The 15786-nt window shown below is 31.5% G+C and carries 11 protein-coding genes; 3 read left to right on the top strand and 8 right to left on the bottom strand.

The features are described from left to right. The first annotated feature begins 68 nt into the window (after positions 1 to 68). Positions 69 to 1463, top strand: a complete 1395-nt coding sequence (locus FLV_RS15170; protein ID WP_243235027.1) for a glycosyl hydrolase family 8 — start codon at positions 69 to 71, stop codon at positions 1461 to 1463. A 69-nt stretch (positions 1464 to 1532) separates the two neighbouring features. Here the strand turns inward: FLV_RS15170 and FLV_RS15165 are convergent, their stop codons facing one another. Next, positions 1533 to 2180 carry a hypothetical protein gene (locus FLV_RS15165; protein ID WP_243235026.1) on the bottom strand — a complete coding sequence of 216 codons (648 nt, stop codon included), beginning with the start codon at positions 2178 to 2180 and terminating at the stop codon, positions 1533 to 1535. 161 nt (positions 2181 to 2341) lie between these two features. Here FLV_RS15165 and FLV_RS15160 point away from each other — a divergent pair, with 161 nt between their 5' ends. Beyond that, the gene (locus tag FLV_RS15160) at positions 2342 to 4864 is read left to right on the top strand and encodes a T9SS type A sorting domain-containing protein (RefSeq protein ID WP_243235025.1); all 2523 of its coding nucleotides are present in this window, start codon (positions 2342 to 2344) and stop codon (positions 4862 to 4864) included. Positions 4865 to 4971: 107 nt separating this feature from the next. Here the strand turns inward: FLV_RS15160 and FLV_RS15155 are convergent, their stop codons facing one another. The 3 genes from FLV_RS15155 to FLV_RS15145 are packed head-to-tail and all read right to left on the bottom strand — an operon-like array spanning position 4972 to position 10903. Beyond that, positions 4972 to 7095 carry a Tex family protein gene (locus tag FLV_RS15155; RefSeq protein WP_243235024.1) on the bottom strand — a complete coding sequence of 708 codons (2124 nt, stop codon included), beginning with the start codon at positions 7093 to 7095 and terminating at the stop codon, positions 4972 to 4974. Between the two features lie 41 nt (positions 7096 to 7136). Further along, positions 7137 to 9041 carry a DUF3857 domain-containing protein gene (locus FLV_RS15150; protein WP_243235023.1) on the bottom strand — a complete coding sequence of 635 codons (1905 nt, stop codon included), beginning with the start codon at positions 9039 to 9041 and terminating at the stop codon, positions 7137 to 7139. After that, positions 9041 to 10903 (bottom strand): DUF3857 domain-containing protein, encoded by a 1863-nt coding sequence (locus FLV_RS15145; protein ID WP_243235022.1) that lies wholly within the window; start codon positions 10901 to 10903, stop codon positions 9041 to 9043. The genes FLV_RS15150 and FLV_RS15145 overlap by 1 nt, the downstream gene beginning before the upstream one ends. A 172-nt stretch (positions 10904 to 11075) precedes the next feature. Here FLV_RS15145 and FLV_RS15140 point away from each other — a divergent pair, with 172 nt between their 5' ends. Further along, positions 11076 to 11345 carry a DUF1294 domain-containing protein gene (locus FLV_RS15140; RefSeq protein ID WP_243235021.1) on the top strand — a complete coding sequence of 90 codons (270 nt, stop codon included), beginning with the start codon at positions 11076 to 11078 and terminating at the stop codon, positions 11343 to 11345. 93 nt (positions 11346 to 11438) lie between these two features. Here the strand turns inward: FLV_RS15140 and FLV_RS15135 are convergent, their stop codons facing one another. The 4 genes from FLV_RS15135 to FLV_RS15120 all read right to left on the bottom strand — a co-directional run bounded on the left by FLV_RS15135 (position 11439) and on the right by FLV_RS15120 (position 15603). Then, complete coding sequence (locus tag FLV_RS15135; RefSeq protein ID WP_243235020.1) at positions 11439 to 12350, bottom strand: cation diffusion facilitator family transporter; 912 nt, start codon at positions 12348 to 12350, stop codon at positions 11439 to 11441. A gap of 7 nt (positions 12351 to 12357) precedes the next feature. After that, positions 12358 to 12789, bottom strand: a complete 432-nt coding sequence (gene rpiB, locus FLV_RS15130; RefSeq protein WP_243235019.1) for a ribose 5-phosphate isomerase B — start codon at positions 12787 to 12789, stop codon at positions 12358 to 12360. A 213-nt stretch (positions 12790 to 13002) separates the two neighbouring features. Beyond that, entirely contained in the window at positions 13003 to 14616 is a 1614-nt protein-coding gene (locus FLV_RS15125) for a leucine-rich repeat domain-containing protein (protein WP_243235018.1), read from the bottom strand. Between the two features lie 753 nt (positions 14617 to 15369). Then, entirely contained in the window at positions 15370 to 15603 is a 234-nt protein-coding gene (locus tag FLV_RS15120) for a putative signal transducing protein (protein ID WP_243235017.1), read from the bottom strand. Between the last annotated feature and the right edge of the window lie 183 nt (positions 15604 to 15786).

Genomic DNA, 15786 nt, shown 5'->3' with positions numbered 1-15786 from the left:
ACATTCATTTAGGATTTTTTTGTTTATATAAAAAATCTTACTTTTAGTGTCCCTAAATTTATGTAAACATGAAAAACCTATTTCTTTTGGTGAGTTTTTTTCTATGTATCGAAAATTATTCACAAGCAACAAAACCCTTCCCTGCCAATATTGTTTTTTCTAATGGCTTAATGGCAACCTCAAAAAACAGTCAGGATGCCAAAACCAATTATGATACCTGGAAAATTAATTTTGTAGAACCCTGCACCAATGGCAGATATCGGGTAAAATTTGACAACTCCTGGCAAACTGTTTCTGAAGGTATTGCTTACGGAATGCTTTTAAGTGCTTATTCAGCCGATAAAATACTTTTTGACGGACTTTGGTTGTACTACAAAGATAACGTCAATGGTAATGGTGTTATGAACTGGAGAATTAACGGCTGCTCAGGAACTGACGGAGCAAACGGAGCTACTGATGCCGAATTAGATGCCGCTTTTGCATTGATAGTTGCCGATTATCAATGGGGAAGTACCGGAACAATTAATTATAAAAATGATGCTAAAACTTTAATCACTGCCATCAAAAATTATGAAATTGAAGCCAATACTTTTGTGCTAAAACCGGGTGATGCTTTTGGCAGAAGCCAGATTACCAATCCATCTTACTTCTCACCTGCTTACTATAGAGCTTTCGGAAATTTTACGAATGATTCGGCTTTTTGGAATCAGGTTGCAACAAAATCATATACCGTAATCAACAATAATTTAACTGTAAATAATGCTGTCGGAGGTTTGGTTTCGGACTGGTGTGATGCTTCAGGAAATTATTCTTCGCAAGCCAATTATGCTAATCAGGGTAAATTGTATAGTTATGACGCAGCCCGAACGCCCTGGAGAATTGCTGTAGATTATGTATGGTACGGAAATGCTGATGCGAAAACCTATGCTAAAAAATCATCTGATTTTGTCCGGGTAAATCTTGGTGGTTCAGCAAATATCAAAGACGGTTATAACCAAAATGGTACTGTCACCGGACAATGGCATAATGCTACTTTTGTAGATGCATTTGCCTGTGCTGCAATGGCAGGAGAAAATCAAGTACATCTGGATGCTTCTTATGATGATTTAAAAAACCTGAATGAACCAAACAGTTATTTTAATCATACACTAAAAACATTGTATTCGTTTTTGCTGACAGGTAATTTTTATTTGCCGCCAAGCACAACTTTATCTAATGATGATTTTGATATTGAAGAATTAACTGTTACACTTTATCCAAATCCAAGTACTGATAAATTTACGGTTTTGGCTCCTGAGAATTCATTAATTGCAGTTTTCTCTCCACAAGGAAACCTTATTTCAGAACAAAAAGCATCATCTGAAAATACAGAAATTAATTTAGGCAATCATTCTTCCGGATTGTATCTGATAAAAATTACAAATGGTACTCAAAATATAATCAAAAAAGTAATTTTGAAATAATCCTTAAAAAATAAAAAACGCCCAAACTCTAAGTTGTAATTTGGGCGTTTTTGTATCATTTATTTGAACTTACTTACATTTATTCCTTTCAAAAAGTGATATTAACTGTTCTAAAGCTGTTTTCGTTTTAAAATCTTCTTTTTCAATAGCAGCAATCAGTTTCGGACATCCTGCGAAAGCTTCTTTAGACATTTTTTTGATATTTGTACCTGTTTGCGTATGAATAGCGATTCCGGCACTCGATTTTAAATATCCAAAATACAATTCATCGCTTTTTTTCTTTCCAAAAAAATAAGTTGTATCTCCGAATTGCCCTGACGTTGTACCTTTTGAAGGATTGTATTTCATAGTACCGGCAAAATCTACACAGCCTACTTTTATATCTCTGTCATAAATAATATAAAACCATTTTTTCTCCTTTGATTTTGAAAACTTTCCTGTAAAAGCATTGGCAGCTGTTAAATACAATCTTTCGGCTAAAAATTCATTTTTATCTTCATCTGTGAATTCGATTTTTTTGATTTCAGCACTTGCAATTTTTTCTTTTTTGGCTTTTTCATCTGTTTTGAAAACTACTTTAGAATCGCCGTTTTCGACCAATTCAGCCAGACCTGTTTTTTTGGTTCCGTCTTCCATATACAAAACGGCTTTAATAAATTTTGCATGACCAAGAGTCGAAAATAGAACTGCAATTGCAATTAAAATTGTTTTTTTCATGATTTGGGGTTTAATGATTTCTTACAAATGTATGGTATTGGGAAGAATATATTTTAAAAAGAAACACATCCAGATTGCCATTGTAAATTGACGTTTTTATTTAATAATCTACTTTAAAAATTTTGCAGGGAAATCTTTATATATTTGAAAAAATTTATTTTATGAAAAAAACTCTACTCGTTTTAATTTTCTTCTTAAAATTCTTTGCATTATTCAGCCAAAATCCAACCGATATTTCACAAGTTTTTGGTAGTCTCACAGGTTTTGGCGGAAGCGTTAAAACCATTGTTATACAGCCCGATGGAAAAATACTTGTTGGAGGCAATTTCTTTAAATTTAAAAATGGGTCTCAAAATTGTCTGATTCGTTTAAATTCTGACGGAAGTAAAGATGATTCCTTTGACATTGGGACAGGATTTGATAATTCAGTATCATCTATTTTACTTCAAAATGATGGGAAAATATTAGTCGCTGGTGATTTTAATGTTTTTCAAGGCAAACTTCAGCGTGGTCTAATTCGTTTAAATCCTGATGGAAGTAAAGATACTTCATTAAATATAGGAACTGGTTTTCTTAAAAATTATTTTGAAGACAATTGTATTAAATCAATGATTGTACAACCTGATGGGAAAATAGTTTTAGGCGGTGGATTTAACTATTATCAGGACAAAAGTCAGGATTTTTTAATCCGCTTAAACAGTGATGGAAGTAAAGATACTTCTTTTATTGTCCAAAACCCGAATATAGTTGTTAATACAATTGGTTTACAATCTGACGGAAAATTAATTATTGGTGGACAATATCTTAAGAACAAAACCCAGCAGCAAGACCGTTTAATTCGACTTAATATAGATGGAAGTAAAGATGAAACTTTTAGTGTTGGAAATACATTCAATAATACTGTTAATATTATCAATGTTCTAAAGGATGATCAAATACTTGTTGGAGGAACTTTTGGCGGTTATTTAGCACGTTTAAGAAGTAATGGAACAAAAGATAATCTTTTTTCATCGCAAGTGAGTTTCTCCTACGATATGTATCCTTACACTTGCAACATAAGAACTATTAAACTTCAAAGTGACGAAAAAATTCTTGTTGGAGGAGAATTTAATTCATATCAAGGATCTTCTCAAAGTCATTTGGTCCGTATAAATTCTAATGGTTCCAATGATAAAACTTTCAAAATTGAGAATAAATTTGATTTTTCTGATGTTAAAACAATTGCTGTACAAAATGATGGACAAATTATTGCAGGTGGAGGATTTATTAAATTTGAAGGTAATCCTCAAAAAGGATTAATTCGTTTAAACGTAGATGGAACTAAAGACCTTTCGCTTAAATTAGGTTATGGTCTTGATGAAGAAGTAGAATGTATTTTGCGTCAATCTGATGGAAAAATTGTTGTTGGAGGAGATTTTACCAGTTACGAGGAAAGTTCTCAAAAAAAATTAATTCGATTTAATACTGATGGAACTAAGGACAAAAATTTTGATATTGGAAAAGGATTCACAACCTCAGCAACTTCTGGCAGTAATTGCAGGGTTTTAACTGTAACCGCGCAATCTGACGGGAAATTGCTTATTGGAGGTACTTTTGGAACTTATCAAGGTAAAGAATATCCTGCTTTAATTAGATTGAATGCCAACGGAACTCCAGATACGACTTTTAACACTGGTTCCGGACTGTATGCAGGAGATAGATTTCCTAACTACTTAACTGTATATAACATAAAAGTTCAACCTGATGGTAAGGTAATTGTAGGAGGTTATTTTTCTAGATATCAAAGTACGCTCTGTAGCAATTTAATACGTTTAAATTCTAACGGATCTATAGATAAAACTTTTAAAGTTGGAACAGGGTTTGATGCTAGAGTTTCTGAAATAGTTTTATTGCCAGATGGAAAAATATTAGTAGGGGGAGATTTTACTAAATATCAAGGCAAAGATGCAAAATATTTAGTACGCTTAAATACTGATGGAAGTGTTGATGACTCTTTCCAATTAACAACTGAATTTGTTATGTCTGCTGTACAAACTTTAACTGTACAAGAAGACGGAAAAATAGTGGTTGCTTTTAGTTCTCCAGGCGGTTCTTCTGGTAGTTTATTTCGAATAAATGAAGATGGAAGCAGAGACACTTCTTTTGGTAATGTAATTCAATTAGGGAATAGAATAAATTCTATAGTTATACAAAAAGATAAAAAAATAATTGTTGGAGGTTATTTTTTATATAATTTAGCTCGTTATAATTCTGATGGAACTAAAGATCAAAGTTTTAATGTTGGACCATCATTTCAAACAACTGCTCCTAATGTCCGTTCTGTAGTCTTAGAACCTGATGGAAAAATCTATGTAGGAGGATTATTTTTGAGTTATCAAGGCGATAATAGATCCGCTTACCTGATTAAACTTAAAGGAAATGAAGTAGTTTTATCAAACGAAGAATTCAGTATAGAAAAAAAAGCTTTTTTACTTTGGCCAAATCCAGTAAAAAATACGCTAAATATCAATTCTTTAAACGAAACCAATTATTCTGTAAAAATTTATGATTTATTGGGAAGGTTAATTTATACCAAAGAAAATGCAAATTCATCAATAGATGTAAGCTCATTTAATTCTGGTCTATATTTAATAAAAATAAAAGCAGAAAGCGGAGAAACATCTCAAAAATTCATAAAAATATAATTACCGCATTTATAAAAACAAAACTCCCAAACTAATTGTAATTTGGGAGTTTTTTTGTAAAGCTTACAAGTGTTTTGGTATTTAGAATTTTAAAATTTGGGTATTTTTTAAAGTATCATCGTCAACTGAATCCTCTTTCTATCCTCATCAACTTCAGTAACCTTCACATCAACATGCTGGTGCAGTTTCACCACTTCATTCACATCGCTCACAAAACCGGCTTTTAACTGCGAAATGTGAACCAATCCGCTTTCTTTGATTCCGATATCTACAAAACAGCCAAAATTGGTAATGTTGTTCACTATTCCGGGAAGAATCATTCCGGTTTTTAAATCTTTAATTGATTTTACATTAGCATCAAATTCAAAAACCTTAGCTGACTTTCTTGGATCTAATCCAGGCTTTTCAAGCTCTTTTATGATGTCTTTTAGCGTTAGTAAACCAATTTCAGGTGTAATATAATTTTCGGCCTTAATAAGCGCTGTTTTCTCTTTGTTGGCAATTAAGTCATTTACCGAAAGTTTCAAATCTTTTGCCATTTTCTCAACAACCGGATACGCTTCCGGATGCACCGCCGAATTATCCAGCGGATTTTTAGCATTCGAAATCCTGATAAACGCAGCGCCTTGCTGATAGGCTTTATCTCCCAAACGAGGTACTTTTTTTAGCTGCTTTCTGTCTTCAAACGGACCATTTTCAGAACGGTATTGAACGATATTCTCCGCCAGCTTCTCTCCTATTCCACTCACATAACTTAGCAAATGTTTACTGGCCGTGTTGATGTTAATTCCAACCGAGTTTACGCAGCGAATTACGGTATTATCCAGTTCCTCTTTTAGTTTAGTCTGGTCCACATCATGCTGATACTGCCCTACTCCAATCGCTTTCGGATCGATTTTCACCAATTCGGCGAGCGGATCTGAAAGTCGTCTTCCGATAGAAACCGATCCACGAACCGTTACATCATAATTAGGAAATTCTTCTCTCGCAATTTTTGAAGCCGAATAAACCGAAGCTCCTGCCTCAGAAACGATAAAAACCTGAAGCGGTTTATCAAACGCAATTTTTTTGATGAAAAATTCGGTTTCACGCGAAGCTGTTCCGTTTCCGATAGAAATGGCATCAATTTGATAGGCGTTTACCATCGAACGAATTTTCTTGATCGCCATGGTTTCTTCATTTTGAGGTGCGTGAGGATAAATCGTTTCGTTGTATAACAAATCGCCCTTTTCATCCAGGCAAACTACTTTACAGCCGCTTCTAAATCCCGGATCGATTGCCAGAATACGTTTTTCGCCCAACGGCGGAGCCAATAACAACTGTCCTAAATTGTTGGCAAAAACCTGAATTGAGTTCGCATCTGCTTTGGCTTTTGCTTCCTGCAAAGTTTCGTTTCCAATCGCCGGATTCAATAATCGTTTGTAACTGTCTTCTATCGCCAGTTGTAAATGAGCCGTAGTACTATTTTGTTTTTTTATGATAATTTCATCTATAATATCGTAAGCTTCGTCCAGATCTACATCAATTTTCATCTTTACAAAACCTTCGTTTTCTGCACGAAGCATGGCTAATAAACGGTGCGAAGGTGCTTTTGTTAAAGGTTCTTCCCAATCAAAATACTGACTGAATTTTTGTGCGCCTTCTTCTTCGGCTTTCTTTTTAACCACTTTGGTTCCTATGGTTGCTTTTCGTTGATACAATCTACGAAGCTGTTTACGGACATAAATATTTTCGTTGATCCATTCGGCCACAATATCTCTTGCACCTTGCATCGCAGCTTCTTCATTAATAACATTTTCATTGATATATTGCGTCGAAATAAAATCGACATCCACATCATTTTCAGCTATAATAATTTTTGCCAGTGGTTCTAATCCAAATTCACGCGCCACATCGGCTTTTGTTTTTTTCTTCTTTTTGTACGGAAGGTAAAAATCTTCTATTTCCTGTAAATCAAAACTATCTTCAATTTTTTTCTTCAATTCCGGCGTAAGCGCTTTTTGCTCTTCAATAGATTTCAAAACCGCTTCTTTACGTTTTATAAGCGTTTCATACTCTTTTTGAAGTTTTGCAATCTGCTCAATTACTACTTCGTCAAGATTTCCGGTTGCGTCTTTTCGGTAACGCGAAATAAATGGAATGGTACAATCTTCTTCTAATAATTTTACCGTGTTTTGAATGTTTATGGGCGCTGTCTGAACAGACTTGGCTATGAATTGTATATTAGTCATTTTTAAAATATTTTAATTTTAAAACCATTAAAAAAAGCTCTTTATTTCTTTGGTTTCAATACTACTGATGCTTTTGTAAAATCCGAAGAAGCGTTGATTACATTTCTGTATTCCTGATAGATTTCTTTTGGGTAATTTATTGAATTGAAAATCTCAAAAACCTCAACAATTAATTGATTTCCTTCGACTTTTACGGTTGATTTGAAAGAACAATTTTTGGTTTCATCTCCACCTGTTTTCTTATCAATTTCCAAATCCTTAAAACTTTCGACCTCATAACCATTCGGAATATTAAAAATTATTTTGTGTTTGAACGTTTTTGCATAATTTAAGTCTACATCCCATTTTCTATCTGTTTCCTGATATAAATTGGCTTGTTTGCCTATCATTTTACCTAGATTTACCAAAACCAGATTTCCAGCATTTTCGGTTAAGGATTCCCGAGCCTCAGCATTGACTTTTACACTGTAAGGAGTGTTTGTATAATTGTATTTGAACTCTTGATTTTCAAAACTATAATTGGTAATTTTTATATCGAAATCATCACCAAATATTCTTTTCTTGATATATTCCTCAAGTTTTTTTTCGTCTTCATTTTCTTTAATGTATTTTACCCAATTCCTATTCAATTGTCCATCATATCCTGTATATGAATGTGTTTTTTCTATAGTTGCCATTGTCAGGTCATCTGAAAATGAAACAGTACTTTGCGATTCGTTTACAGTAAAATCAGCAGGAGCAATTGGAAAAGTTAACTGATAATTCTCTTTAAGGGCAGGGTAATATGTTCTTCCTACTGAACCCTGAACCTCATAAACCGGATAACCATAACACAAATATTTCTCATACGGAGAGAGAAATTTTTTAGTTTCAGGAATGTAATACATAAATTCGTGAGAAAGCGGTACAACAAATTTTTCGGTATGCACCTCTCCACTGAAGCGCGACATTCCGGCAACTACTTTATAGGGAATTTTTAATTCTTTGAGTGTAAATCCATATAAGTCAAAAATATCTCCAGCAGTTAACTTTTGTTTGCCGTTATTTAAATTGGTTATTTTTTTAGCTGTTTCTCCTCTGCTGATAAAATCGAAATTGGTTTTAATGTACTCATCGATTTTAACTAATTTCTCTTCGGTTGATTCAGTACCAATATTTAATTTTTCAATAAACTCTCTCGCCTGAGTTTTCTTAAAATATTGAAAAGACGGTTTAGAAAGATATTGCGGCATAAAATAATTCCATTTATAAATGTCAAGTGGTGGAGCCGAAACCATATAAATTAACTTCACTAAATTCTTTATATTACATGCATTTGACTCTTCTTTAAAAGGTGGAATGTTAGTCGCTGTTGATATTGATTTGCTGTTTAAAGTACTTTTATTAAACTCTGAAGAAGCAAAAATTTCAAATTTTACGCCATCCTGAGTATGTGTAAATTCAGCTAATAAAACCGGAATATCTTTCTGGAAAACTTCTACTCCATAAGCGGATGGATTCTCTTTTATAATAAAATAATATTCTAAAATATCACCTGCTTCTACACCTTCAAAAACGATTGACTTTACTTTGTCTATCTCTGTTTCGATAATTTTATCCTGTGGTAATATTTTTATTTCTCCGTTGGGTTTTATGATACGCGCATGAAAATCGCGAACATCACGAATATATCCGTTGTCCTGGGCTTTAATTTTATTGTATTTATTAATTTCCTCCGCTTTATTGATTTTAATAGCAAAGTGATTCATTCCAAAAGTTGCATAAGCATAAGCTCCAACTCTTGTATGTATCCAGCGTTTGTCAAACAAAACCACTGCTGGCTGGTCCTTATATTCAGCCGGAATTTCAATAAAGTTTGGTTTTTCGTCCCAAGTATAACTTTTTATCTCTTGAGAATAACTTTGGAAGGCAAATAACAAGATAAAAATTAGTGCTATTTTTTTCATTATTTTGAAAGAATTATAGATTGATTATATTGTTTGGTTAATGTTTTTATGAAGGAATTCCAAAGTAAAAAATCTTTGTTATCCAATAGTAATTTTTTTGATTCTATCTTTTGATTTACTGTAATGGTGTTTTTCTGTACTTTGTATTGAATATCAAAACTTCCCAAATCGTTTTCAGTTTTTGCATTTTCAGGCATAAATTCTACTTTATAGTCCACTGGTAATTGATACTCATACTGTATTTCATAAACATAAGCAAGGTCATTTTCTATAGAAAGTTTTCTTTTTTCAATATCAATCAGGTTTTCTTTTAAAGGAAAAAGTAATATAGGTTTTAATAATAATTTACCATTGACATCTTTGATACCATTTTCTAATTTCAATTTAAAATTGGCTTTTGATGGCAATTCCTTATAATCGTTTTTTTGTAATTCCTGAATATCCAAAAGTATCTTCTGGTTATTTGAAGTAATAATGTCCTTCCAAATTTCACTTTCTTTTTGATTATACTTAGAAAGATTATTTAATAAATAACTCTTTTTTAAACCTGATACATTGATACTTGCCTCTCCAACGATGTTATAATTTTCCAGATTTAATTTCATTAAAATTGTGGTTTTGTTCCTGCCGGATTCAACTTCCGGAACTTTTTCTATTTTAAATTCCTTTTCTGATTTTCCTATCAAAGCTTCTTTGCCCTGAATAAAAGCGGAAGGAAACGTAAACGGACAAAATTTATCAGTAGCATCCATAAAATAACTTTTACCGTCAATAACTACATTCGTAATCATATGATTGTCTACTTGTGGTGTTGGAACATCCTTATATGTGTATGGTTTTTGGCGCGTTCCAATCCAGGTTAGATTAGAATTCAATTGAGCATATCTAAACATTTCATTCAAAAGATTCGCCATATCTTTACAATCTCCGTATAATTTTTGAAAAATATCTGAAGCCTCTCTTGGAATAAAACCACCCATTCCATCTTCAAAGGCAACATAATGTACATTTTGCTGCACCCATTCATAAATAGCTTTTGCTTTTTCTAAATCGGAATTTTTGTCTTTTATCAGCTCAAGTGTTTTACTTTTCAAAGCCGTTTGATCTGTTTTATTAATCTCTTTTGTGATTGAATAATACCATTGGTATAATTTTTCCGGTGTTCCTAATAATTCTTCTTTTTTACCTTCTATTTCATAACTTTTGATGTAAAAAATAATATGCGGCATAAAATGCAAAGAACTTGGCATATTCTCTTCTCGCTCAAATTCAGGAATATCATGGGCTTCCCAGGTATAAACATCAAAATTTCCTTCTTTAGTTTTGTTAAAAACTATTTTGTCCTGATAATTTCCAAAAAGCTTGTATCCTATCTCGGTAGAAGGATTGCAACGAATTTGAAGTTTTGCAGTTTCTGTTTTTATTGGATTCTGAAATCGAAAACTGGATAAAAAACGAGATTGTTTGAGCTTGGTTTTATAAGAGAATTCAATTAATGAATTGTCTTCTACTTTAGGCATCACAAAATATTTGAATTTATTGTCGCTTTTGTAAATGTTTTCATATTCTGCATCGAATGTCGCAATAGAATAAGAACTTAAATCTACTTTTTTATTTGTTTTCGTAATATAAGTAGATCCCTTTATATTTAAAATTTCGCTAAAACTATCAAATGGAATTCTAATAGAATATTCCTGGGTATTTTTGCTTTTTGAAATTGCTCTGCTTTCATTTACAAAAGTTTCAATTTCCAAGGCTTTACCAGAATTTATTACCACCGTTTCGTTGCTGTAAACTATTTTTGATTTTTCCTGTGAATACAATTGAAAAGAAAATAAAAACAATACAATATATTTTTTCATTGAATTTAATTTATGCTAAAAATAAGAAACATTCTTACTCTATTATATTTATAACTGTTTATTAGAAATTATCTAAACTAATTAAAAGTGTTTAGGGAGATCCGTTTTGTTAATCACTTTTTGATTTTTTTCGGACAGCTAAAATAATATCTTTGGTTCTAATTTTAAGCCTATGGAAGTTTTATTACTGTATTTTTTAATTATAAATTTTACTGTCTTTGTCATAGCGGGATATGACAAATATTCAGCCATTAAAAATAAACGAAGAATTCCTGAAAACACCCTTTTTTCAATGGCTTTTTTGGGAGGTTCTATTGGTTTGTTAGTTGCAATGTTATTATTCAGACATAAAACGAGTAAATCGTCTTTTTTTGTGAAGTTTTCAGGGATTTTTTTGATCCAGATCGTGGTAGTTTATCTTAAATTAACTCACAAAATATAAAACAGGATAAATTAAAAATAGACCTTTCCTGTTTATTTTTAATGGTGCAAAGCACCCGATTTTTTTGACATTTTTAATTAAAAAAAGAATTTATTACTCATAAAATATAAATTCCTTACTGCAGTCTTTGCCAAAATCCGGCTGGATTGTACAATGATTAATATGAAAATCATGAAATAAAACTTCTTCAATTTCTTCAACAATTTTATTAAATTCTGAAATTGAAATGTTTTCCTGGCAATCTAAATGCGCCTCAAAATGAAGTTCATTATCATTTAAATGCCAAAGGTGAATATGATACAAACGATGGTTTCCGGTAACGGTATGGATTTTTTCAGCAATTTTTTCAATGTTTAAACTTTCCGGAGTAAAAAGCAAAATCATTTTTGTAGAAGATTTTAATAAATCTAAACTCATCAAAATCAAATAAACAGCAATTCCGAGAGTGATAACGCTATCAACCCAAAACCACTGAAAATATTTCATTAAAATTCCGCCTGCCAAAACTGCAACAGAAGCCATCATATCTGTAAAAAGATGCAAATAAGCCGATCGCATATTCAGGTTATGATCGGCATCTTTTTTCAGGATAATTGCCGAAAATCCGTTGAAAGCTATGCCTAAAACAGAAAGCCAAATCACCAAATTGGAACCAATAACAACTGGTTCTGAAAATCTGAAAATTGCTTCGTAAATAAAAAAAAAGGCAACAATAATTAAAGTTGCCGCATTAATAAATGCGGCAAGAAGTTCGGCTCTTTTATAGCCAAATGTACTGGAAAAACTGGGCTTTCTTTTAGCCAGTTTATGTGCCAAAAAACTCAAAATCAAAGAAATAACATCACTAAAATTATGCAGAGCATCTGATAATAAAGAAAGACTGCCCGAAATAAATCCGCCTATAATTTGCGCAACAGTAATACCAATATTCAGAATAATTGAAATTGATAAATTTTTACTTGTTACTTCATGATGATGTCCGTGATGATTATGGTTGTGACCCATATTTTATTTATTGACAAGCAATTTTATTTACTCGGTTTTGGTGTCTTCCCCCTTCAAATTCTGTACTCAGAAAAGTTTCGACCATTTCTACAGCTTGAGGAATTGATGTAAAACGTGCAGGAATACTAATAATGTTAGCATCATTGTGTAAACGTATTAAAACTGCAATTTCTTTAGTCCAGCACAAACCGGCTCTTACTTTTGGATGTTTGTTAACTGTCATGGCGATTCCGTTTCCGCTTCCGCAGATTACGATTCCAAAATCGGCTTTTCCTTCAGATACATCAGTCGCAACCGGATGACCAAAATCCGGATAATCAACAGAATCTTCAGAATCTGTACCATAATTGGTTACTTCATATCCTTTTGCTTTTAGCATGGTAACAATTGCTTTTTTATACTCCGGTCCTGCGTGATCGTTTCCTATCGAAATTTTCATTTTAAATACTATTAAGTTGTGTCCTGCAAATTTAACTAAAGAATTTCTTAGCAGCACATTAATTATAAAAAAGTTCAACGTGATTTTCAAGACTCGGGACCAGTTATGCACTTTTTATCTTCAAAATATTTTAAAAGATTAAATACAATGAGCATAAAAAAAGCTTGTTACCTAATGCAACAAGCTTTTTACAGAACTGGTATTTTTAACTAACTATTGTTTTATAAATTTAGTGGCAGAACCACCTTCTAATTGTATAATATACAATCCATTAGTGAGGTTTTGAACCTGTATTTTTTCATTATCAGAAACACTTCCATTACTTACTTTTAATCCTGATATGTTGAATATAGTGTAATCTGTTGTTTGTGATAAACCGGACACAGAAATAAAATCCTTAGCTACATTAGGATATACCAATACACTCTTGCCTGACAAATAAGAAGGCGTATTTAAAGTAACAGAACCAAAATCTTTCCAAACATTAGCGTTCTGATAATCGCTCACAATACCCGGAGAAGAAACACTTAAGGCAATTGTGTTTAAGTTAACCCCATAAAATACATTACTATTTATAAGCAAAGGAGTTGCCCCGCTCACATTTACAGACTTTATTCCTATACAATAAGAAAAAGCAGAATCACCAATACTGCTAACAGAATCTGGAATAGTTACGGACGTTAAGCCAGAACAAGAAGAAAAAGCAGAATCACCAATACTGCTAACAGAATTCGGAATACTTAAAGACGTTAATCTGGAACAAGAAGAAAAAGCAGAATCACCAATACTGCTAACAGAATTTGAAATACTTAAAGACGTTAAGCCGGAACAATTAAAAAAAGCAGAAGTACCAATACTGGTAACAGAATTTGGAATACTTAAAGATTTTAAGCCTCTACAATTAGAAAAAGTAGAATCACCAATACTGGTAACAGAATTTGAAATACTTAAAGAAGTTAAGCCGGAACAAAAATAAAAAGCAGAAGTACCAATACTGGTAACAGAATTTGGAATACTTAAAGACGTTAAGCTGGAACACTCGCTAAACGCTGAATTACCAATACTGGTAACTGAATTTGGAATACTTAAAGACGTTAAGCTGGAACAAGAAGAAAAAGCAGAATCACCAATACTGGTAACTGAATTTGGAATACTTAAAGACGTTAATCGGGTACAATTAGAAAAAGCAGAATTACCAATACTGGTAACTGAATTTGGAATACTTAAAGACGTTAAGCCTCTACAAGAAGAAAAAACACCATTACCAATACTGCTAACAGAATTTGAAATACTCAAAGATGTTAAGCCGGAACAAGTAGAAAAAGCATTATTACCAATACTGGTAACTGAATTTGGAATACTTAAAGACGTTAAGCCGGAACAAGAAGAAAAAGCACCATTACCAATACTGGTAACTGAATTTGGAATACTTAAAGACGTTAAGCCAGAACAAGAAGAAAAAGCATAATCACCAATACTTATAACAGAATTTGGAATACTCAAAGACGTTAAGCCTCTACAATAAGAAAAAGCAAAACCACCAATACTGGTAATAGAAGTACCAATACTTAAAGATGTTAAGCCGGTACAACTCTGAAAAGCAGAACCACCAATACTGGTAACCAAATACGTATTACCTTCATTAGTAACAGTACCGGGAATAATTAAATCTCCTGTTGGCTGAGAAACGTATCCGGTTACAATTACCTCCGATCCTGAAGTCACAACATACTTTAAATTATCAACTATAAAGTTTTGTGCACTTGCTACTGTAGTAATTAACATTACTAATAAACTAAATAATTTTAGGAGTAATTTTTTTTTCATATAAAAATTTTTAAGTTGTTTATTGTTTTTATAATTAAGGTAATTTTTTTCGCAAATGTAAAGTTTTATTTACATATTATGTTAAACATCAAATTATTAATAATTTTAAATTTTACAATATTTATAAATATATGGAAATTAATATAATAGTATTTTTTATATAATAAAATAAACATTTAAAATACTGATAATCATACCATTATTATATTAAAATAAGGTTATGTTAATAGTGATTACTAAAACACTGATAATCAGTTAACTTTAAATTAACACAAAATGTTAATAAGTTCAGATAGAAAATAAGAAGTATTTTTTGGTTGTGTCGAAAAAAAACCTAATCCAAAACTGGAATTTAAAATGCAAGAAAAGTTTCATGAATTTTTAGAAAAGTTATCAAGATTAAAAATACCATTTTCAACAGAAATCAACATATCAACTTATCTACAAAATGAATTCAATTTTGGTTATCAACCATTGTTAATTAAAATATAAAAAGTCTTATAAATTAATCATTTAACAAAATATAAGTATGTTGATAACTCTATATAACTAAGAGAAACTTCATTTCAATACTTTTAAAAATAAATTTATATCACATATTAACACACTATAATAACCAACAAATTTTTTTAAATTTTTAAAAATCTTTTTTGTTGTATTTAATATATGTTGAAAACTTTAAAATTTGAAAAGGAAAAAAAATTTTTGAATTTGAATTTTACTTTGAATTGAATTTGTTTTTCAAGTTTTGTTTCAGACGATTTTAAGCGGATTGTTGAGACTGTCCAGAATTTGCTGAACTTGTTCGAAATCGTTTGGATGAACTTTAAGTTTGATTCCGCCGAGTGCTGCTGTGTACAACGGAATGACTGAGAGTGTTACTTCGTTTTCAAAAAAATACGGAATTTCTTCTTGTTCCAATAAGTGTTTGAGTACTACTGTTTCGTGATGAAAATTGAATACAGCAATGGTTTTAAAGCTTTCCATAAAAAGGTCTTTTAGTAAAGATACAAAAGTTATTATTTTAATAAATCAATTATTGAAATCTGTTATTAGCTATTTTAAGTACTATAAATTTGTAGTTTTTAGATTTATTTTAAGAATCAATTAAATCAGAAACAATTTCAGATAAATCAATAAAAAAGCATTTTTTAAAAATATTTTATTATT

This window comes from Flavobacterium pectinovorum (assembly GCF_022802975.1).
Classification (GTDB): domain Bacteria; phylum Bacteroidota; class Bacteroidia; order Flavobacteriales; family Flavobacteriaceae; genus Flavobacterium; species Flavobacterium pectinovorum_B.
The sequence above is the reverse complement of the archived record's forward strand: the minus strand, read 5'-3'. Positions and strand labels throughout refer to the sequence as shown.